Genomic DNA, 20,025 nt, shown 5'->3' with positions numbered 1-20,025 from the left:
AACTTGGACAGCTTAGAATAATGAAAGCTTAAATTATATATTCAATTTCAGGCTGTTGTACAGGCGCTGCTTGCTGTGTTTGTTGCTCTGTATAAAGGCGTTCATGTACAACAATTGTATCTGCAATATAATCGAGCAAGCCTTGATTTTTCGGTGAAAAAGCAACCGCTAAATACGGTAAGTAAAAAATCGTATTGCTAATAAAGCGCCCAATCACCTCACGGAATAAAACTGTTAACCAATCAAGCTGCTGACCATCAACCTTTACAACACGCAAGCCAAAAATCATCTTGCCAATCGTTTGCTGCCAAAATCTCGTCATAATCGCAAAATAGCTAAAGTATACGATTGTTGAAATAATGGCTAACGGTGCATACCACGGCGTTTTCATTAAGCTCCAATCCATCAAATAAAAAATTGGATTAATTAAAATACCAATAGCAGCACTAATAATTAGCCCATCAATCATGAATGCCCATAAGCGCAGCCAAAAGCCTGCCGTTTTCTGCACATATTGTGTTGTTGGTGGGATAGCTGTATGTTCGTATTGCATTTTTACCCCTCCTTAAAAATCACCATATAAGTACATTGCACGCGGTGCATTATGCGTTGTTAAAATACGTGTTAAAAAGCGTTCTTCAACAGATGGTCCAAACATTGAGCCTACTTTCATACCAAATATTGCAGCAAGGCTTTCATCTTCTTTTGTATATTCAAATAGCTCAGCATCTTGCAAATCATAATCGGCGCGAATAGCGGCAATTGTATCATTTAATGTCCCAATTTCGTCTACTAAGCCTGCTTTCAACGCTTGTGTTCCACCTAAAATACGACCATCCGCTACTTTTTTAACATCCGCCTCTGACATGCCGCGACCTGCCTCTACGACATCCACAAATTCCTCATACATTTCGTCAATCATTTCTTGCAGCATTGCACGTTCCTCTGGTGAAGTTTCACGTGAGCCCCCGAACATATCTTTATGTGGCCCTGATTTAATCGTTTCAAATTTCACACCTAATTTTTCTGCTAGCTCTGAGTAATTAATGCCTTGCATAATGACACCAATCGACCCTGTAATCGTTTCTTTTAACGCAAATATTTTATCGCTCGGTGCAGCAATATAATAGCCACCTGATGCGGCCATTGTGCCCATTGATACATAAATTGGAATTTGTCGTTGCTCTTTAATTTCCAGTAGCTTCTCATGAATTGCTGCTGATTCAATAACACCACCACCTGGTGAATTAACAGCTAACACGACTGCCTGCACAGATTCATCCGCTAAAATGATATCCAATTGATTCATAAACATTTGATGATCGTATTCTACTTTTGTCCATACATCACCTGAGCCTACATCTTGAATTGTTCCATTCACTGTTAAAAGTGCAATTCGTTTCTCCAAATCGCCTGGCTCTACTACGCTTTCATTCATTACTATATCTCCAGGCATTGGCAGTACAGCATCAAATGAATTGAAAAAATTTGTTTTGAATATGGCCATCATTGCATTTAAACCGATTGAAAATACAATTAATACCACCGCAGCTATTAAAGCTACCCATCTTTTTGTATTCATTCTCTTACTCCTTCTTATGTTTTTCATCACTTTATAGCATAAACTTTTTTTGTATTTTATGCCAATATTATTTCACTTTGGATGTGAAATACTGTGATGTTATGTATATTATTTTATACGTGTGTGCTTATGAAAGGTTTCAAATTTATTCATACAAAAAGATGACAGGAAATCGCTCCTATCATCTACTATTCATTATTTCCTGAGCAATAGTTATTGTTGTTCTAATGATTTTTTTTGCTCATTATTACGCAATGCAACACGACGAATTTTACCTGATGCCGTTTTTGGTAGTTCATCTAAAAATTCGATTGCTCGTGGATATTTGTAAGGTGCTGTTAACGCTTTTACATGCTCCTGTAATTCTGACACAATCGTTGGACTATGCTTCATTTGTTCATCACGCAACACGATAAAGGCTTTTACAATATTTCCACGCACTGGGTCTGGGCTTGCGACTACTGCACATTCGCGCACTGTTGGATGCTTCACTAACGCATCCTCTACCTCAAATGGGCCAATTGTATAGCCTGATGACACGATAATATCGTCATTGCGCCCTTGGAACCAAAGATAGCCATCCTCATCTTTATACGCTTGATCTCCTGTAATAAACCATTCCCCACGAAATTGCATTTGTGTGCGCTCTATATCTTTATAATAGCCTTTAAACAATGCAGGCGTAGAATTATGCACAGCAATATCACCTACTACACCATGCTCTACAATTTCACCATACTCATCTACTATTTCTACCATATTGCCTGGCGTTGGTTTCCCCATTGAACCAGGACGTGCTTCCATGCCAAATAATGTGCCTACAAGCAATGTATTTTCTGTTTGACCATAACCATCTCGCACTTCCACATTAAATTCTCGTTTAAATGTTTCGATTACTTCTCGATTTAATGGCTCGCCAGCCGAAACGGCACTGCGCAATTTTTCTAAATGATAGCTGCTTAAATTTTCTGCCTTTGCCATCATACGATATTCTGTCGGTGTACAGCATAAAACATTCACGCCGATATTTTGTAGCAATGTTAAATATTTTGCAGTGTCAAATTTCCCTGTATAAACAAAGGCTGTAGCGCCACTTCCAAGCACCGCTAAGAACGGGCTCCAAATCCATTTTTGCCAGCCTGGTGCTGCCGTTGCCCATACAATATCTCCTTCACGCACACCTAACCAGCTGCTTGCCGTTGTGCGCAAATGGGCATAGCCCCAGCTATGCTGATGAACAGCGCCTTTCGGATTGCCTGTTGTGCCGCTTGTATAGGCTAAAAAGGCGGTATCCGTTGAGAAAATAGTTGGTGCATCAAATTGACTGGAAGCAGCCTCTATTTCTTTCACAAAAGAAATCCAAGGCTCCTGCCCCTCACCGACAACAAAAGGCTTTAACCCATCTAAATGCTGCACCTCATCAAGCTCAGCAATATAATTTTCGTTTGCTACAATCGCCTTTGCTTCCGCATGCTCAATACGATAATCAATATCCTTTGCACGCAATAGCTCTGAGCTTGGTATAATGACTAACCCTGCTTTTAATGCTCCTATATATGTTATGTAAGCTTCTACTGAACGAGGTAGCATCACAAGAATGACATCACCTTTTTGCAAGCCATGTGTATAAAAAACATTGGCAGCCTGATTTGCTCTTGCGATTAGTTCCACATATGTAATTTCCTCTTGCTGTCCATCCTCTTGCTGAATAATTAACGCCTTTTTATCCCCTACTGCATGTCTCTCAATTTCATCCACAATATTATAAACATGCGGCGCAATTAAATCTTCTCGTTTCACAGAATCCACTCCTATTCCTATACTGTAGCGAGAAAATATCCCACTTACATTTATTATACAAATAAGAGCTTGATTATTCAAAAAAATCTAATAATTTATCATGACTTAGGCGATTTTTTTCGAGCATACTTCAAAAAATGTGGCGCAATTATGTCAAAGCATAATTGATTTACATTTACACAAACTAAAAAAGCTACTGCGCAAGTATAACTTACGCAAGTAGCTCTAAAAGGTTATTGGTTTGTACCTTTTAATTGTTGTTCAGCCATAGCAACAAGACGTTTTGTGATCTCGCCACCTACTGAACCGTTTGCGCGTGAAGAAGCTTCAGGCCCAAGTTGTACACCAAATTCTTGTGCGATTTCGTACTTCATTTGGTCAATCGCTTGTTGTGCGCCTGGCACGTAAAGCTTGTTTGAGTTACGGTTGTTGTTTGAAGTCATCTCGATGTCACCTCCTTGTGAGATTAGAATGTGCCAAGATACATTTTTCATACACACAAAAAAGAGGAAATATATTCTTCTAGCGATGACCTTTTTCCAAAGATAATGGCGAGCGTGAAAATGTCCACACTCGCCATACTTATTTATAATAAATCCGCGAATTTATCAACGGTTTCTTTTTTCGCTGGTAACAAATGCATCTCACGATTTTTCACAGCGCGCTCAATTAACTCATCGAACTCCGTAAAGCTTTCAAAATAAGCAACCTTCTCTGCTTTTGGCTTCGTTTTCGGTCTTGCTGGTGTGAAAATCGTACAGCAATCCTCATAAGGCTGCACAGATGTTTCATATGTGTTAATACGCTCTGCAATTTGGATAATATCCAGCTTATCCATCGCAATCAAGGGACGTAAAATTGGCGTTGTCGTTACATCATTAATTGCCGTTAAGCTTTCTAGCGTTTGTGATGCAACTTGTCCTAGGCTTTCACCTGTTACAATCGCTAATGCACCAATTTCCTCGCGCACTTTATCTGCAATGCGAAGCATCATACGACGCGTAACGGTCATTGTCATATTTTCAGGCACACGGTCCTTAATCAACACTTGAATTTCTGTGAATGGAATAACATGCAAGCGAATTTTTGCTCCAAATTTCGTTAGCTCATTGGCCAAATCCTTTACTTTTTGTAAAGAATGCTCACTTGTGTACGGTGGGCTATAAAAATGAATTGCCTCTAAACGCACACCACGTTTCATCATTAAATAGCCTGCTACAGGGCTATCAATACCACCTGACAGCATTAATAGCGATTTGCCATTTGAGCCAACAGGCATGCCTGCTGCACCTGGAATAATTTGTCCCATCATATAAATGGCATCATAGCGAACCTCTACACGCAATTCTACATCTGGCTTTTTCACTTGCACTGAAATATTTTGATGATTGCTCAGTACAGCGCCGCCTAGTTCACGTTGAATCATATACGTATCAAATGGGAAATGCTTATCTGTACGGCGCACTTCTACTTTAAATGTCAGCGGCTTATCACCATACTGTGCCATAATGTCAATCGCTAATTGCTTCATTGCATCGATATCTTTTTCACATGCCGCAACAGGGCTAAATGATTGAATACCAAACACCTCTGGCAAACGCTGCATTAACACTTCATATTTTTCATCATTTTCTATTTCAATAAACATGCGATCGCGCTCAGCACGAATTTTTAATGGCCAGATATCTATAAAAGAATAGCGAATATTTTCACGTAAACGACGAATAAAGTCATTTTTATTGCGCCCTTTTGTCGATAGCTCACCATAACGAATTAATATTTCTTTAAAAATCATTCTTTATTTTCTCCTTTTAAATCGCGCATAATAACAGTGAATACTTTTTTAAACTGCTCAATATGTGCATCTGTTGTATGTGCGCCAAAGCTTACACGTAGCACACCTTTTTTAAAGCTCGGTATCACATTTAATGCCTCTACAACATGGCTTGTCGTCGTTTGCTTTGATGAACAAGCACTCGATGTTGACACGATAATTCCATGCTGTTGCAGCGCATTAATTAATACTTCTCCCTTTAACCCGTTGACACTAAACGATACGATATGTGCCGCGCCAGCTTCTGATGATAACAGATGGATATCTCGACCAAACTTGCGTAAAAAGGCATGTAAATCGTTTGACCATTTCTCAAATTGCAGCTGTTTTTCAGGCATTGCCTCAATCGCCATACGTGCTGCTTTCGCTAAGGCTACCGCTTGTGGCACAGCAACCGTACCGCTACGCAGACCAAATTCCTGTCCACCACCAACTAGAAATGGGGCAACTGTTAGCTTTTTACGAAGAAGCAATGCACCTGATCCTTTTAGTGCATGAATTTTATGACCTGAAATCGTAATTAAATCAGGACCTTGCTCATCATGAAAACGCACAGGGATTTTGCCAAAGCTTTGTACTGCATCTACATGAAACAGTGCGCGGCTTTGTGCATGAATGATCGCAGCAGCCTCTGCAATCGGCTGAATTGCCCCCATTTCATTATTCACATGCATAATGCTTACTAAAATCGTGTCTGGTCTTACTTTTTCACGTAGCTTATCAAGCGAAATAATCCCAGCCTCATTGACCGCTAAATATTCGACCTCAAAGCCCTCCTGTGCTAAACGCTTGACCGCCTCTAATACGGAAGGATGTTCAATTTTTGTCGTTAAAATATGTTTACCTTTATGCGTATTTGCCTGTGCTGTACCAAAAATCGCAAAATTATTCGACTCTGTACCTCCAGCCGTAAAAATAACGTGCTTCGCCTCTGTTCCAACAATACCCGCAATTTGCTCACGCGCACGCATTAATAAAGCATTCGCCTCAACACCTGCTTCATGAATGGATGCAGGATTAGCATAATACTGCTCATTTACTTGTAAAAATGTTTGCAGCACCTCTGGATGCGGCTTTGTCGTTGCGCTGTTATCTAAATAAATTATATTGGAATTCATTACTTGTCACACACTTTCTCATTATCAATTGCGCTTTGGTTAACTTGCTAAGTTGTTAAGCTTTATATTAATTCAACCAAATAAAATTACCGTTACTTATCATAACGCAAACTTCTATAAATGACTACCCTTACTTCTTAAGAAGGAATGCTTCCATTAGAATACAAAAAGGCTAATAAGAAATGCAATTGCTCACATTTCTCATTAGCTCTCTATTTCATTAATAATTCTTCTTGTACTAGCGCCTCGATACGTTTAATTGCTCCAGGTTCAATGGATTCTACCGCATGTGCAGCATCCTCTAAAGCCTTGACATAACGGAATTGATGGAATGCTTCCTCCGCTTCAGCTAAACGTGCATTCACCGTTGCATTCGTCGCTCTGTAACGATTGCCATATTGAATCATTCGTTCAATCAACATGACATTTGTAATCATTTCTTCCGCACGTTCATGTACATCTTCAATACATTTTTTCGCATTTAATAAATGGCTATGTACTGCTTCCATATTCAGTGGAATTTCTTGCAAGCTTTGCACCACAATAAAAATGTGCTCTTCTGCTTCTTCTAAGCGCGCATCCATTTCCTCAGGAACCCCTGGAATATTCGCTTTATGTAGCATTCGCTCTGTATTTTGCAATAATTTTTTTAACGCATCTAACTCTTTACGTGCATTATTTTCATCAATACGTAAATTTTTCAACATATTTGAGAATTTTTCTTGCTCCTCTTGAATGCGTTCCATTTCATTTGTAATTTCCTGCAATTCTTCCTGTAAGCTAGAATAGGCCGATTTTTCCTCTTCTACACGAATCGCTAATAACTCGTAGCGCTTTTGTAAAACCTCAAGCTGCTTTAAGCATTGCTTTGGCACTTCCGCCTCTTTATCTGGTAAGCGATAGCTATGCTGTACGTATGCCGCCTCGTCATGTACTTCCTTCGTTGCTTTCACAACTTCATGAATCGTATCATTCATCGCATTGCAATGGCGGTCAACGAATTTTTTCGCGACTACTTCCTTTTCAAGCAAGTCATAGAAATTATCAATTTCATCGTTAATTTCGTCAATGCGAAGTGCGACCTCTGTTAAATTTAAATCAGCAACAGCTTGCTTTAATGTGACAAGCTCCTCTTCAAGCTTATTTAAATAATCCGTCAGTTCAAGATGGCGTAAATAATACTTTTGCTCCTCCATCTCCTTCTGACCGTTGCGTAATTCTTGAATAGCTGTCGGAATTTTCGTTTGAATTTCTGTTAGCAATGTTGGAATGTCACTTAATAAAGCAAAAATAGACTGTGCTTCTCCGTTTAACGTCAAAATAATTTCGCGAGCCTGCAAATAGTTGCCTTCCGCTGTCAATTGGTCAAACTCTTCAAACTTTGGAACAAATTGCTCCAATCGTTTTTCAAGCTGTTCTAATGCAGGACCGAAGGAATATTGATGCGCTAAAATCGTTTTGCGTGCTGAGCGGTGATATTCCTTTAGTTGCTCCACCTCAATACGATTTTTCTCTTCGCTACCAATCAACTCTTCCAGCTCTTTAATAATTTTCACTTTAATCGTTTCACATTTCACAATATATTCTTCGATTTCACGTTCGATTTGGGAAGCTTTTTTAAATTTAAAACGGTCAACATATTCTTCTGCATCGAATAACATGGAATCCATTTTGACAACATGAACATCGATTACCTCTGACCACATATTGCGCCAGTTTTCAAACATTTCCTCTGTTTGGCCGTTCATATTCAGCGCTTTTACTTTTGTTAATTCTTCATATATAGGATAATGCTGTACTTGCATTTTTTCTTTTTCTAGTCGCTCTATTTCAGCATTATGTTTTCGCCTGATCATTAAACCAAAAATTAATAATGCTAATAGTAGGACGACAACAATGATGATATACTCCACTGTAAGCCCCCTGTTCCAAAATTGCTAATGGCTAGTTATTTATAATAATACCATGTTTTATATGATTTGTTTTAGTTTTTATCAAAGTAAATGAAAGGAGTTGTCTTTTTATGAAAAAAGATGGTCACATTCACACACCCTTTTGTCCACACGGCTCAAAAGATGCATTAGAACATTATGTTGAAAAAGCAATTGCCTGTCATTTTTCCGAAATTACTTTTACGGAGCACGCACCGCTGCCGCCATCATTTGATGAACCTACACCTGATAAGGATGGTGGGATGGATTTAGCATTGCTCCCATCCTATTTTACACAATTGCAACAGATAAAAAAATACTATTCTTCACAAATCCGTATTAATATTGGACTTGAAGTCGATTTTATTGCTGGTTTTGAGCATGAAACGCGTCAATTTCTCAATGAATATGGTCCATTGCTTGATGATTCGATTCTTTCTGTCCATTTTTTAAAATGGCAAAACCGTTACACTTGTATTGATTTTTCGAAAGAAGTATATTTACAATACGCCGAACAATTAGGCTCTGTGCAACGACTGTATCAATTATATTATGAAACAGTTCACCAATCAATTGATAGCGATTTAGGTAAATATAAGCCGAAGCGAATCGGACATCCGACATTGATTCACAAATTTCAGCATGCACACGGTGAACAAATTGATGATATAGCACAAATTAAGAAATTAATGCTACATATGCAAAGCGCAGGCTATGAAATGGATTTTAACAGTGCAGGTTTAAGCAAACCGCTTTGCTTAGAGCCTTATCCGCCGCTAGCCACGCTGGAGTACGCACATTCAATTGGGCTTCGCTATACTTTCGGCTCAGATGCACACACTGTGCAAGATTTGCACCAGCACTATGATTTATTATTTTCATAAAGTATTAACTGGAGGTAAAAATATGTTTGCTCAAACACAATATGAAGGCACGCTTGAAAGCCAATATGCCATGCTTTCAAAACAACTTGACGCACTTCTTACAGGAGAAAAGGATGTAATTGCGAATTTAAGCAATGCTTCCGCGTTACTAAATCAATTTTTACAGGAAATTAACTGGGTAGGCTTTTATTTAATGAAGGATGGCGAGCTTGTACTCGGACCATTCCAAGGGCTACCTGCTTGTGTACGCATCCCAGTAGGGCGTGGTGTATGCGGCTCTGCTGTGGAACAGAAGAAAACTTTCGTTGTGGAAGATGTGCACGCATTTCCAGGACATATCGCATGCGATGCGGCTTCCAATTCAGAAATTGTCATCCCATTGTTAAAAGAGGATGAAGTGATTGGGGTATTAGATATTGATAGTCCTATAAAAAATCGCTTTTCTGCAGAGGACGAACAAGGTTTAACATTATTTGTTCAAACATTGTTAAAGCATTTATCATGATTCAGTAGAAAACGCCCCCTCTATAGGTGGTGCGATGAATACTTAAATTCTCTTTCATTTAGTGGATGTCCAAACACCCACTGAATCATAATAAAGCCCTTGACATCCGCCAGGGCGTAATTGATAATGAAAAGCTGCCTGAAAAGAACTATCCTTTCAGGCAGCTTTTTAATGCTGTAATTGCATCGAATGATGGAAGATGCACACTTGATTTTTCCCATTATTCTTCGCATTATAGAGCGCTGTATCCGCATGTAAAAATAACGCTTGGAATTCCGGTCTCTCCTCTTTATCCCATGTAATTAAACCGGCAGAAATCGTCACGCTTGGCTCCGTTACTTTCGGGATGCTGTCCACTAATGTTTTGGCTACCATGAATGCTTCTTTATCCGAGATATTCGGAATGTAGACAGACATTTCCTCTCCGCCCCAACGCGCACAAATGCCTTGTTTGCTTACGATACGCTGCAATTGCATACCAATTTGCTTTAAAATAGTATCGCCCATTTGATGACCAAATGTGTCGTTAATATGCTTAAAATTATCAATATCAATTAATAAAAACATCCCTGCATCATCTTCATGCAATGATTTTTCTACAAAATGATCTAAATAGCTTCTTGCGTACAAGCCTGTCAAATGATCTTTATCAACCATTTCCTGTAATTGATGACGCAATTTCGAATTGGCAATTGCTAAAGAGGAATGATGAATAAGCGATTGCATTAACTTAAAGCTATCAAACGAGAAGAAATAAGGCTCGCTATGCATAACAATACTAAAACCATTAATTCGCTCCTCCACAATCATCGGAATCGCCATAATGGATCTGAATTCTATATGTTCATCCTCTATAATCCGTCTAAAATCTGCTATAAATAAAGGGTCCTGTGAATGTGAAAAATGCTTTTCTACATGTTGAATATACATATCACCTTGCGCTGTTTTAAATAAACCTGTACATGCAGATGTCATTTCAAACTGCTCATCCTCTTTAAATATGAAGCAGAGCTCCATTGGATGAAAGGATTTCATTAACTGTTTTTGTAAAAACAACAGCATCTCATCAATATCAAGGCGCATATTTAAGCGATGCGATGTTTCATTAATCAATTGCAAATCACTTATTAAGCGAGAGGATTGATGATATAATTTAGCATTTTCTAATGCATTCCCTGATGCTTGAGCTAATACTTGAATGAACTCTCTTTGCGATACGGTAATCGTATAGTCACTTTGCACAGTTACTTGTAAAATTCCATAGGTTGCCTGTTGCCCTTTAATTGGTGCATTCAACAAATAGCAATTTAATTCTGGAATATGCTCAGCTGTCATTTCCCCAGATAAAAAGGCCTCGATTGTTGTTGCTCGTTCAGATAAATAATCAAATTGCTTTATGTTTACTTTTGTTTTTTGATCTTGGTTGTTGGATAAGATTAATTCTATTTTTAAATTCGGGAAATTATCTTTAATAATCGCGAGCACATTTTGTAAAATCGTATCCACATCCATCGTTGAGTGGAAAAGATTAGCGATATCGTATAGTTTGCGATACTGAATTTCATTTTGTCGCATATTTATATTTTTCATTTTCGTCTGTACAACTTCCGAAAGCAAAAGAACAATTTTTTCCATGAATTCTAAATTATCGAAAAACGGACATGGCAATGAGTCCTCAAAAACAAATACACCGCTTGGGTCTTGATCTTCTATTTTCAACAACAGCATATGCGTCATCTGTTCCAAGCCTTTTTCTTTTTTCAAAGCTGGAGGAATCGGTATGAGTGACTGTTGTTTAAAATAAGAATCAAGGGCAATCGAGGATATATTATATAAGTTCATATTCCGATCACTATGGTTCACTGGCTTAAATAAATCGTCTGTCCACTTGAAAAATATACAGTTTGTTATAAGAAAATGTCTTTCTAATAATTTGCTTATTAAAAGAACAAATTCATTCAAATCATCAAGCTCATTGTTAGAGTTAATATGGAAGTCCATTAAATCAGATTTAATTTCAATAAGTTTTTGTTGATGGTCAAAAATCATGAAATCACCTTTTCTCCTTTACTGTCAAAAGGATTATATTGCACATACTTTTCATTATACCTTACTTTTAGCCTATTTAACTATGAAAATATTCACATTTTTTTCATAAAAACTACACTAAATTCAATGTAACATAAAAAAATATATAAAAATACTTATTTATTGTTTTTATATTTAAAATTTCCAATTTCCAATATAACATATTAAAGGTTAGATACGATTTGAACTACCCATATAGTTTATGCCGTATTCATAATTATCATGACAACTATTTTCTCTTGACTAACAAGCTAAAACAAGATAGAATTGTCAGAGTGTAAAATAAATGCAGCAGTTGTGTAGCTTTTTTCTGTATTTTATTCCTTCACAAAACTGTGAACGGTGTATTGTGTAACCCTACGGCTGCAAGGGCGAAGATATGAAATAATAAAATGCAAAATAAGTTCGGAGACAACTGGTTTTGTTTTACAACAAAAAACCAAATTTAAAGGAGGAGACACAATTATGTCTCGTTATACAGGTCCATCTTGGAAACTTTCTCGTCGTCTTGGTATTTCTCTAAGCGGCACAGGTAAAGAAATCGAAAAACGCCCATACGCACCAGGTCAACACGGCCCAAACCAACGCAAAAAATTATCTGAGTATGGTTTACAATTACAAGAAAAACAAAAATTACGCCATATGTATGGTATGACTGAACGTCAATTCAAAAACACTTACAACAAAGCTGGTAAATTACAAGGTCTACACGGTGAAAACTTCATGATCCTTCTTGAAACTCGCCTTGACAACCTAGTTTACCGTTTAGGTTTAGCTCGCACTCGTCGTGCTGCTCGCCAATTAGTAAACCACGGTCACGTTTCAGTTGATGGCAAACGCGTTGATATCCCATCATACAGCGTAAAACCAGGTCAAACTATTTCTTTACGTGAACGTTCACAAAACTTATCTGTTGTTAATGAAGCAATCGAAGTAAACAACTTCGTACCAGAATACCTTTCATTTGACGCAGATAGCAAAGTAGGTACATTCGTACGCTTCCCAGAGCGCTCTGAATTATCAGCTGAAATCAACGAACAATTAATCGTAGAGTTCTATTCTCGTTAATTTTTTAACGTCAGATTACTTCGGTTTCTTAAACCTCGCAACCCTTTTTATTCAAGGGATTGCGGGGTTTTTCTGTATTTTTTAACTTCCGATTTTTCACGATTATTTACTATTCTTTTGGGGGAGCGACTGGGGGAACATATTTAATCAAAATATATTTTAAAACACACGGACAGGTGTATTATCTTCTATTATAAATAGCAACCACAAAGATTTTCTTTTTTACGGCTTTCCCTATGCTAAGTGCCCTCCTATTTTCGAGTTCCGTTCGATTGCTGTACCACTCGGCGTATATGATGCAGCACGTAAAATGGATGACGGACCAAAGCGTGCACGGATTTCGTCTATCGTGTGAGCTAACACTTGCCGCTGCGCTTTTCGCTCATCAAACAAATCTAGTTGTATACCCTGGACTTTTTCGAGATTGGAAATCCGCACAGCAAGTTGTCTCGCTGGTTCACCCGCAAAATGCTCATCTAACAAATCCACACACGTTTGATACATCGTCATCGTTTCACATGTTGGCTCTTTTAAAGTTGTTGATCTGTAAAAGCCCTTTTCTTGCGCTCTCCTACTATAAGACACACCTAAGCTTATCGTACGCCCCACAAAGCCCGCTTGCCTCATCCGCATCATTACATCCTCGCACATCTCCAGCAACACAATAGAGATTTCCTTACGTGTTGGATAGTCGCGCATGAGCATTTGACCTTGACCAAAGCTTTTTGTCTTTGCAACATCAATATTTGGCTCACCAAACGTTGATAAATCGACGCCCCAAGCGTGGTGGTACAACTGATTTCCCATGATGCCAAAACGCTTTTCTAACTCTTTTAAATCTGCCCTTGCCAAGTCCCCAACGCTGTAAATGCCCATATTATTCAGCGATGCCTCAGTTTGCCTGCCGATGCCCCACATCTCGGAGAGAGGTCTAATCGGCCACAGTTTTCTAGGTATGTCCTCAAATGCCCATTTAGCAAAACCTGCTCGTTTTGCATCTAAATCAAGTGCAAGTTTTGCCATTAACATATTAGGACCCATACCAACAGCCGAAGGGATCCGGAATTGGTCAAATATCGCTCGTTGGATCGCTTTGGCCGTTTCTTCAGGAGGACCCCATAAACGCTCTGTTCCTGATAAGTCGACAAAGCTTTCATCCACGCTATATACGTGCACCGCCTCACGCGGCACATATTGCAGTAGCAGCCTTGTAATCGCCACGGATGTCTCTAAAAAGAACTGCATGCGTGGCTCAAACAGGCGTATATCTGGATGCTTGGGTATCTCAAAACGTCTATTCCCCGTTTTTATATTAAATCTTGATTTCATCATCGGCGAGGCAGCAAGCACCACCGCTCCCGGCTGCGTAAGACTACCCACTACAGCAATCGGCTCTCTCATTACATCTAAACCCTCTGCCATCGCGATACAGCTCGCATAGAAACTCTTCATATCAATGCAAAATATATCTCGATTTGGCATTTGGTCATAGTTCATATGACTTCACGCTCTTTCTTAGTAGCTGGCATTACAGCAAGTACATTATCAATAATAAAAGTACGTTTCGCTTGTTTCATAAAGCAATATGCTTGCACCGTTTCACCAGCTATTTTAATGACTTTCACACGGCGCTTTGAGATTTTACTATCTTTGGCTATATACATAACATCAATCAATTGACTATATTTCATTGCTTTTATAAGTTGATTCTTCACATTATCACCCCTCAAAAAGAATGTACGTTCTACTTTATTTTAGAACAAATATTCCCTTTTTAGTACAGGTAAATAATGAGATTGCAGGAAATGTAGCATTTAATACTGACATAAATTAGTGGTTTTGGTATAGTTGGATTATCATGAATATACATAAGGAGGATTTAAGATGAAGAAATTATTTTACATTTGTTCATTAGCCTTAGTGCTTGCTGCCTGCGGCAATGAAGATACAACTGACGAAGCAAAAACTAAAGAAGTATCTGCAACCCCTGAGCAAGAAGAAACGCAAACAAATGAAGAAACAGAGACAGAAGAAAAGGCAAACGATGATATGGAAGTAAAGGATGGTCCACTACTTAAAGCTGGGCAATGGACTATGAATGGAGAATCAAAGGTAACTTTGATTAAAATAAAAGAAGATAATCAACCTTATACTGTAGGTCCAATGATTTTAACTGTTAAATCGATTAAACTTTTGCAACATACAAACGTGACTACAGAGGTTGAAGAATATATCACATCAAAATTTCATAAAAATCTTGTTGATAAAACTATGAATACAATTCAAATCGAATACTCTATTGAAAATACTGCTGTAGACAAAAATATTTTGTTTACAGCAATCGAAACATTAACTACAGATACTAAAGTACAAATAACAGTAAATGACGCAATAACAGAAAATAACATGATACCATCAGATGACACTGGAAATTATAAAGGAAACGTCGTAATGGAAGGTGTAATTGCTGTTCCATATTTTTCTGGTAGCTTAAACGATATTAATACCATAAATATTATAACTGGAGATGTATGGGATGATGATGAGGGTAAAAAAATAAATCCTGGCGAAAAAATCGAAATCGCATTCTAAAATAATGCCTACCTCTCAGTAATAAGGGGTGGGCATTATTTGATATAAAAAGAGAGAGTGTTTCACATTATCTATATAGCTATTAAATTACTTTTTTCAATTTCATTAATCATCATAGTGGTACGATCGCCATGTATCAAACCATTTTTTACAGCTCTTTTTAATGCTAAGTAATATAATTGTATTTCTCGCTGCTCCGTTTGATGTAAAGTATTTCTCCACCATGTTTCTAAATTTTCATTTGGTAGTTCCATCTATATCCTCCTCAAATTGAGGATATCTACTTTTAAAAGTTACCCTTTTAGAGTATACTAAAATTGCGCAGAATTATTTCGTAGATATCACTCTGTGATAGCCATATTTCAAGCAGCCACTTGAAATGTGGTTTTTATTTTGCATGTATAATTTCCTTCAATTTCTTTCGCCCGCTTTCAAAGTACCGGAAAGACTGAACCTGTTTATTACTGTAGCGAGACTTGTCCAATGCGAAATAACCATACTCCTCTGTTTTTAGGTCATGTTTATTTGCCAAACTGCCAATCTTTTGAGCAGAAATGCCAAATTCTTTAGCTAATTCAGTAGCTGTATACGATTTTTCAACCCCTGGACGATGCTCAATGGTTTTTTCGGTTAATACTTCCAAAGCATTAATATTTAACAGTTCAACTGCTACAGGTGAAAGAATCTTATTTTTTTGCATATCAATAATTAACTTAGCCTGCTTTGCACGAGAATTGTTCAACATTGCTTCTGCCCTCATACGCTTGATTTCTAGTTCTGCGTCAACCGTTTGGGGTTTGGCTACAACCATTTCTCCTTTGCGTAACTTTTCCAACAGATCATAAACAAAATCATAAAATTCATCAGCTTTTGATTGTTCACTACGACGACAGATTTCATAGATACCTTTGGCTGAATAAATTACTGTATCCCTTTGTACAGTACGGTTTCCTTCAACTACCCCCAATTTGACGGTAGTTGAAAATTGATTCAATCGCTTTTCATGCCGTGTGTGTATTTTATCAATAGCTTTTTGTGGATTAGCATATTCAAGGGCTTCACCAATTTGTTTGCGTGTCATGAATACATCACCATTTTCATTCTCCCAAAAATCACATAAAACAGAGTTAAATTGTTGTTGCGTTGCTATTGTAAGATTCATATAATTCCTCCTTTGTTAGAAAATAGTTTCTACTGTAGTGTTGTAATAACTAGCAATTTTTTTTGCTAAATTTAATGATGGATTCCTATCCCCCCTCTCAATGGCCCCAAGCATCTGCCTAGTTACACCTAACTCATTTGCCACTTGAGTTAAGGTTTTTTTTCCCCTTAGTTCAATTAACTTTATTCTCATTCCTACCCTCCTACGCAACTTTTTGTTGCTATATAAATTCAATATAAAGTAACTTTTTGTTGCTGTCAATATTTTTTGTAACAAAAAGTTACCCATATTGACTATATTCAATATATAATCAATATATAAACTATATGTAATGAATATATAAAAGTGAGGTATTACAATGTTTTCTGATAGATTGAAATCCCTTAGGATACAACACGGTAAGACACAACAAGATATGGCCGATTTTCTTGGTGTATCTCGTCAAGGGTATGCAAAATATGAGAATGATTTAGGTGAACCAGATAATTCTAAATTGGCAAAACTAGCTGACTTTTTTGCTGTCAGTACGGATTATCTTCTTGGGCGAACTGAAAAGCAAAACCTTACTTCAGAAGAACAAGATGAAGTTGCATTCAAAGTATTTTCTGAGGATCCTGAATTGAAAAAATTTTATAGGGAACTTTATGAATCGGATGAAGAAGCAGTTAAGAAATTACGTGATATTTGGGAAATTATTAAGCATGAAAGAAAGTAATACCCAACATCCCGAAAAAAATTTTTAATCACCCACAACAAAGTTTTGTTGCTCCTACCCAATCTGCTATTTCAATTCTTTTTGGGTGTCATATCAATGACGCCCTTTCATTATTTCATAAATCAAATAATAAAAAGTGACAGCGTTTTTCAACTTTATTATTTCATATTGACAAAAAATAAAAGTGACATTGTATTCGTCTATTAACTAAAAATAAAAAATACCTCGATAAAAAAACTGTCATGTGTCATGGCACATCAGCTTTCATATCGAGGTATTCTCGTTTTTCATATTATTATATTTAATTAGATTAAATAAATAATATACAAAGAGTAGCTGATTTGCAATATTAAATTTTATAGTATTGGCAAGGTCGTTTTCACTCACTTACCTTCTTAAAATACCTTTTTCGTATTGTAGCACAAAAAGCATGTCCTTTTGCTGCCCAAAAAGTGCCCTAATCATAAGAGCGCTTTATATACCCCCAGCACCTTTGAATGAATCTAAATCATTGGTTCTAACATTGATTTCTTTAATTATGACATACTTTACTAAATAATTCGGCACTATCAATGTAGGTTACTTTTATATTACCTTCACACTTTAAACTAATACTTTTCTTTTCACTTTACATTATAGCAAATCGACCTTTTTCCATTTATTTATATATTTTTCCAGAAGAGAATGTATTGAATTATATCTATTTATATCTATTTGCATCTATTTCTTTTTAATAATTTTAAAAGGCATTTTAAACTAAAGAAAATTGGAAAAAATCACATTTTCCATGTCAAGTGCTTTTTAAAAATATTTTTTAAAAACCTCAAATGCTTATTATGATAGGTACAAAAAAGCACCATAAATAAACCGAATTTAATCGATTCATTTACGGTGCTTCCGTATTTTAACTTTAATTTATTTGTATGTTATTAAAATAAGAATTATTGTGATTGAGATAGTTCAAAATTAGAATGCTATAACTTAGTTGAATTCTAAATGAATACTTATATACCAATAGTTTAAACGTATTTCCCAACGTTTTTGTGTAGTTTTTTGTGTAGTAGACCACTCCATTACGAGTGGTCTTTTTTTATTTTACTATGTACAAATCATTCCAATTTCACTAAAATAATGTTAAATATAATCTAAAAGGAGGATATAAATTAATGACAACAAATATCACTATTCAGGAGCAAATACAGTTAGAAAGCAGGAAAGGCAAAGCATCGTTTTTTGATGGAGGGTTATTGGAATACATAGGTTGGCGCATACTCGGTACATTAGTTACTGTTTGTACATTCGGTATTTGTTACCCATGGGCTTTAACAATGGTGTATGGTTGGAAAATAAACCATACAGTTATCGAGGGGCGTCGATTGCAGTTTAATGGCTCCGCTATTGGTCTATTTGGACATTGGATAAAATGGTGGGCGTTGACTGCTATTACATTCGGCATTTATGGTTTTTGGGTGTTTATTAAGTTAGAAAGTTGGAAAGTTAGCAATACAACGTTTGCAAAATAAAAAAATGCCCAGGCTCAACTTCATGAGTACCTGGGCATTTTTTTATTTAACTGTGCTACGGCGTTGTTGAATTGTAATATACAATCCAAACAATCGATCTGTTGTCATTTGTTTGTTTTGTAAGTCTTTTAAATGTGATGCTTGGATAATACCATCCTTTACCGCTTGTGCTAAGTATTGTTCCGCTGCTGTTTGCATAGCAGGGCTTGCTGGGTTCCAGATATTTGGCATTGCGTTAGCCTCCTTTTTATCCTCAATTATTAATTGTACTTTGAGTTTGCTGTTCGATGGCACAATAACCTGTCCCTCTAATTTATATCCAGCTGGCATTTTCCACGTTGAAGGAACCTCAAAGTGGGGACGGTCTGTCTTACCTGCATCGATCCAACTTTTTTGACCGCCCCATGTAATACCTAGCTTTTGTGCAATTGCTCCTACCTTATTTAATACCGTCACATCATATAAAACATTCGGTGGACCTACAGCAATATCCCACGCTAAACGAGATTTATGATTACTGTTCAACGTCCATGTGACAGGCTGCCCCGGTCTTGTACGCCCTTGTGCATACAAGTAATTTTGGCGCTCTTGACTGCGGTAAGTCTCAGTAATAAAAATATTGCGAATTCCTGCTTTGTAGCACTCCTGAAATAGTAATTTACAAGCTGTTTGTGCAACTGGCAAAAGCTCGGATAAATCTCGGCATGTTGTCGTTACACTCATTTCTCCTCACCGTCCTTCAATTTTTTATTAACATCTTTCCCAGCTAGTTCTTTTAAAATTTCAGAAGCAGGATGCTCTTTTTCATGCTTAGTTGATTCAATAACTTTTAGTTTTTCCGCTAAATTTTGTGGAACAAGCACTCCTAATTGCGCCATATTTTCTGTAATGCTCAAAGCCTCATTAGCTACATAAAAAAGCACTGTTGCAAATGTAAGTGTGCCATTTAGCGACAATACTTGGTCAATAATGTTTGCCGTAATAATTACAATCAACACAAGCAACTTACGTGCATAGCCAAACAAGCTTTTGCGGCTCCACAAGTTCCTGTTTTTCCATGCTTTAAATAGACCTGTAATAATATCTAATGCCATCAACGTTAATAATAAATCGACAAACTTTACCCCTCCAAATAAATATAAATGCGCCACGTCTAGATATTCCAAATTAATTCCCTCCATAAGCTTCACGCTCCTATTTTTAATATAAAAAGCCCCCCACAA

Annotated in this window: 21 protein-coding genes; 6 read left to right on the top strand and 15 right to left on the bottom strand. The window is 37.1% G+C overall.

From position 1 onward, the window contains the following. Nucleotides 1–28: 28 nt before the first annotated feature. The 7 genes from M3Z76_RS15695 to ezrA all read right to left on the bottom strand — a co-directional run bounded on the left by M3Z76_RS15695 (nt 29) and on the right by ezrA (nt 8,247). On the bottom strand, nt 29–553 hold the full coding sequence (locus tag M3Z76_RS15695) for an RDD family protein (protein ID WP_293928667.1): 525 nt from the start codon (nt 551–553) through the stop codon (nt 29–31). 12 nt (nt 554–565) lie between these two features. Next, nucleotides 566–1,582, bottom strand: coding sequence for a signal peptide peptidase SppA (sppA, locus tag M3Z76_RS15690; RefSeq protein WP_293928665.1), 1,017 nt, complete (start codon nt 1,580–1,582; stop codon nt 566–568). Between the two features lie 213 nt (nt 1,583–1,795). Continuing rightward, a complete protein-coding gene (gene mbcS / locus M3Z76_RS15685) occupies nt 1,796–3,382 on the bottom strand; it encodes an acyl-CoA synthetase MbcS (RefSeq protein ID WP_293928663.1) in 1,587 nt (528 codons plus the stop codon). Between the two features lie 233 nt (nt 3,383–3,615). Next, nucleotides 3,616–3,825 carry an alpha/beta-type small acid-soluble spore protein gene (locus M3Z76_RS15680; protein WP_293928662.1) on the bottom strand — a complete coding sequence of 70 codons (210 nt, stop codon included), beginning with the start codon at nt 3,823–3,825 and terminating at the stop codon, nt 3,616–3,618. A 143-nt stretch (nt 3,826–3,968) separates the two neighbouring features. Further along, on the bottom strand, nt 3,969–5,177 hold the full coding sequence (gene thiI / locus M3Z76_RS15675; protein WP_293928661.1) for a tRNA uracil 4-sulfurtransferase ThiI: 1,209 nt from the start codon (nt 5,175–5,177) through the stop codon (nt 3,969–3,971). Beyond that, a complete protein-coding gene (locus M3Z76_RS15670) occupies nt 5,174–6,334 on the bottom strand; it encodes a cysteine desulfurase family protein (RefSeq protein ID WP_293928660.1) in 1,161 nt (386 codons plus the stop codon). The genes thiI and M3Z76_RS15670 overlap by 4 nt, the downstream gene beginning before the upstream one ends. A 212-nt stretch (nt 6,335–6,546) precedes the next feature. Further along, nucleotides 6,547–8,247, bottom strand: a complete 1,701-nt coding sequence (ezrA, locus tag M3Z76_RS15665; protein ID WP_293928658.1) for a septation ring formation regulator EzrA — start codon at nt 8,245–8,247, stop codon at nt 6,547–6,549. 110 nt (nt 8,248–8,357) lie between these two features. Here ezrA and hisJ point away from each other — a divergent pair, with 110 nt between their 5' ends. Beyond that, the gene (hisJ, locus tag M3Z76_RS15660; RefSeq protein WP_293928657.1) at nt 8,358–9,149 is read left to right on the top strand and encodes a histidinol-phosphatase HisJ; all 792 of its coding nucleotides are present in this window, start codon (nt 8,358–8,360) and stop codon (nt 9,147–9,149) included. Nucleotides 9,150–9,171: 22 nt separating this feature from the next. Then, a complete protein-coding gene (locus M3Z76_RS15655; RefSeq protein WP_293928643.1) occupies nt 9,172–9,654 on the top strand; it encodes a GAF domain-containing protein in 483 nt (160 codons plus the stop codon). A gap of 168 nt (nt 9,655–9,822) precedes the next feature. On the opposite strand, the gene M3Z76_RS15650 is transcribed toward M3Z76_RS15655, so the two are convergent. Further along, a complete protein-coding gene (locus M3Z76_RS15650) occupies nt 9,823–11,703 on the bottom strand; it encodes a sensor domain-containing diguanylate cyclase (RefSeq protein ID WP_293928642.1) in 1,881 nt (626 codons plus the stop codon). 504 nt (nt 11,704–12,207) lie between these two features. Here M3Z76_RS15650 and rpsD point away from each other — a divergent pair. Continuing rightward, nucleotides 12,208–12,810 carry a 30S ribosomal protein S4 gene (gene rpsD / locus M3Z76_RS15645; protein ID WP_293928640.1) on the top strand — a complete coding sequence of 201 codons (603 nt, stop codon included), beginning with the start codon at nt 12,208–12,210 and terminating at the stop codon, nt 12,808–12,810. A gap of 234 nt (nt 12,811–13,044) precedes the next feature. Here rpsD and M3Z76_RS15640 read toward each other — a convergent pair whose 3' ends face one another. Beyond that, on the bottom strand, nt 13,045–14,307 hold the full coding sequence (locus M3Z76_RS15640) for a Y-family DNA polymerase (protein WP_293928638.1): 1,263 nt from the start codon (nt 14,305–14,307) through the stop codon (nt 13,045–13,047). After that, the gene (locus M3Z76_RS15635) at nt 14,304–14,525 is read right to left on the bottom strand and encodes a transcriptional regulator (RefSeq protein ID WP_293928637.1); all 222 of its coding nucleotides are present in this window, start codon (nt 14,523–14,525) and stop codon (nt 14,304–14,306) included. The genes M3Z76_RS15640 and M3Z76_RS15635 overlap by 4 nt, the downstream gene beginning before the upstream one ends. Before the next feature lie 169 nt (nt 14,526–14,694). Here M3Z76_RS15635 and M3Z76_RS15630 point away from each other — a divergent pair, with 169 nt between their 5' ends. Continuing rightward, nucleotides 14,695–15,402, top strand: a complete 708-nt coding sequence (locus M3Z76_RS15630) for a hypothetical protein (RefSeq protein WP_293928636.1) — start codon at nt 14,695–14,697, stop codon at nt 15,400–15,402. A gap of 71 nt (nt 15,403–15,473) precedes the next feature. On the opposite strand, the gene M3Z76_RS15625 is transcribed toward M3Z76_RS15630, so the two are convergent. The 3 genes from M3Z76_RS15625 to M3Z76_RS15615 form a co-directional block, all read right to left on the bottom strand. Beyond that, nucleotides 15,474–15,656 (bottom strand): hypothetical protein, encoded by a 183-nt coding sequence (locus tag M3Z76_RS15625; RefSeq protein WP_293928635.1) that lies wholly within the window; start codon nt 15,654–15,656, stop codon nt 15,474–15,476. A gap of 134 nt (nt 15,657–15,790) precedes the next feature. Continuing rightward, nucleotides 15,791–16,564, bottom strand: coding sequence for a BRO-N domain-containing protein (locus M3Z76_RS15620; RefSeq protein ID WP_293928634.1), 774 nt, complete (start codon nt 16,562–16,564; stop codon nt 15,791–15,793). Nucleotides 16,565–16,579: 15 nt separating this feature from the next. Continuing rightward, complete coding sequence (locus M3Z76_RS15615; protein ID WP_293928633.1) at nt 16,580–16,756, bottom strand: helix-turn-helix transcriptional regulator; 177 nt, start codon at nt 16,754–16,756, stop codon at nt 16,580–16,582. A 166-nt stretch (nt 16,757–16,922) separates the two neighbouring features. Between M3Z76_RS15615 and M3Z76_RS15610 the strand changes: the two genes are divergently transcribed. Further along, nucleotides 16,923–17,279 carry a helix-turn-helix domain-containing protein gene (locus M3Z76_RS15610; RefSeq protein ID WP_293928631.1) on the top strand — a complete coding sequence of 119 codons (357 nt, stop codon included), beginning with the start codon at nt 16,923–16,925 and terminating at the stop codon, nt 17,277–17,279. A gap of 1,166 nt (nt 17,280–18,445) precedes the next feature. Next, a complete protein-coding gene (locus M3Z76_RS15605; protein WP_483310180.1) occupies nt 18,446–18,802 on the top strand; it encodes a hypothetical protein in 357 nt (118 codons plus the stop codon). A gap of 42 nt (nt 18,803–18,844) precedes the next feature. Here the strand turns inward: M3Z76_RS15605 and M3Z76_RS15600 are convergent, their stop codons facing one another. Together M3Z76_RS15600 and M3Z76_RS15595 are read right to left on the bottom strand one after the other, a co-directional pair. Further along, a complete protein-coding gene (locus M3Z76_RS15600; protein ID WP_293928630.1) occupies nt 18,845–19,525 on the bottom strand; it encodes a M15 family metallopeptidase in 681 nt (226 codons plus the stop codon). Continuing rightward, nucleotides 19,522–19,983: a phage holin family protein gene (locus M3Z76_RS15595; protein ID WP_293928629.1), complete on the bottom strand. Its 462-nt coding sequence runs from the start codon at nt 19,981–19,983 to the stop codon at nt 19,522–19,524. The genes M3Z76_RS15600 and M3Z76_RS15595 overlap by 4 nt, the downstream gene beginning before the upstream one ends. Nucleotides 19,984–20,025 lie beyond the last annotated feature (42 nt).

The organism is Metasolibacillus sp., assembly GCF_025291715.1.
GTDB lineage: Bacteria > Bacillota > Bacilli > Bacillales_A > Planococcaceae > Metasolibacillus > Metasolibacillus louembei.
This window is presented reverse-complemented; position numbering and strand designations above follow the sequence as displayed.

Coding starts and splice junctions, on each gene's coding strand:
- M3Z76_RS15695 (WP_293928667.1), bottom strand. CDS start 553: ATGCAATACGAACATACAGCTATCCCACCAACAACACAATATGTGCAG.
- sppA (WP_293928665.1), bottom strand. CDS start 1,582: ATGAATACAAAAAGATGGGTAGCTTTAATAGCTGCGGTGGTATTAATT.
- M3Z76_RS15680 (WP_293928662.1), bottom strand. CDS start 3,825: ATGACTTCAAACAACAACCGTAACTCAAACAAGCTTTACGTGCCAGGC.
- thiI (WP_293928661.1), bottom strand. CDS start 5,177: ATGATTTTTAAAGAAATATTAATTCGTTATGGTGAGCTATCGACAAAA.
- M3Z76_RS15670 (WP_293928660.1), bottom strand. CDS start 6,334: ATGAATTCCAATATAATTTATTTAGATAACAGCGCAACGACAAAGCCG.
- hisJ (WP_293928657.1), top strand. CDS start 8,358: ATGAAAAAAGATGGTCACATTCACACACCCTTTTGTCCACACGGCTCA.
- M3Z76_RS15655 (WP_293928643.1), top strand. CDS start 9,172: ATGTTTGCTCAAACACAATATGAAGGCACGCTTGAAAGCCAATATGCC.
- M3Z76_RS15650 (WP_293928642.1), bottom strand. CDS start 11,703: ATGATTTTTGACCATCAACAAAAACTTATTGAAATTAAATCTGATTTA.
- rpsD (WP_293928640.1), top strand. CDS start 12,208: ATGTCTCGTTATACAGGTCCATCTTGGAAACTTTCTCGTCGTCTTGGT.
- M3Z76_RS15640 (WP_293928638.1), bottom strand. CDS start 14,307: ATGAACTATGACCAAATGCCAAATCGAGATATATTTTGCATTGATATG.
- M3Z76_RS15630 (WP_293928636.1), top strand. CDS start 14,695: ATGAAGAAATTATTTTACATTTGTTCATTAGCCTTAGTGCTTGCTGCC.
- M3Z76_RS15625 (WP_293928635.1), bottom strand. CDS start 15,656: ATGGAACTACCAAATGAAAATTTAGAAACATGGTGGAGAAATACTTTA.
- M3Z76_RS15620 (WP_293928634.1), bottom strand. CDS start 16,564: ATGAATCTTACAATAGCAACGCAACAACAATTTAACTCTGTTTTATGT.
- M3Z76_RS15615 (WP_293928633.1), bottom strand. CDS start 16,756: ATGAGAATAAAGTTAATTGAACTAAGGGGAAAAAAAACCTTAACTCAA.
- M3Z76_RS15610 (WP_293928631.1), top strand. CDS start 16,923: ATGTTTTCTGATAGATTGAAATCCCTTAGGATACAACACGGTAAGACA.
- M3Z76_RS15605 (WP_483310180.1), top strand. CDS start 18,446: ATGACAACAAATATCACTATTCAGGAGCAAATACAGTTAGAAAGCAGG.
- M3Z76_RS15600 (WP_293928630.1), bottom strand. CDS start 19,525: ATGAGTGTAACGACAACATGCCGAGATTTATCCGAGCTTTTGCCAGTT.
- M3Z76_RS15595 (WP_293928629.1), bottom strand. CDS start 19,983: ATGGAGGGAATTAATTTGGAATATCTAGACGTGGCGCATTTATATTTA.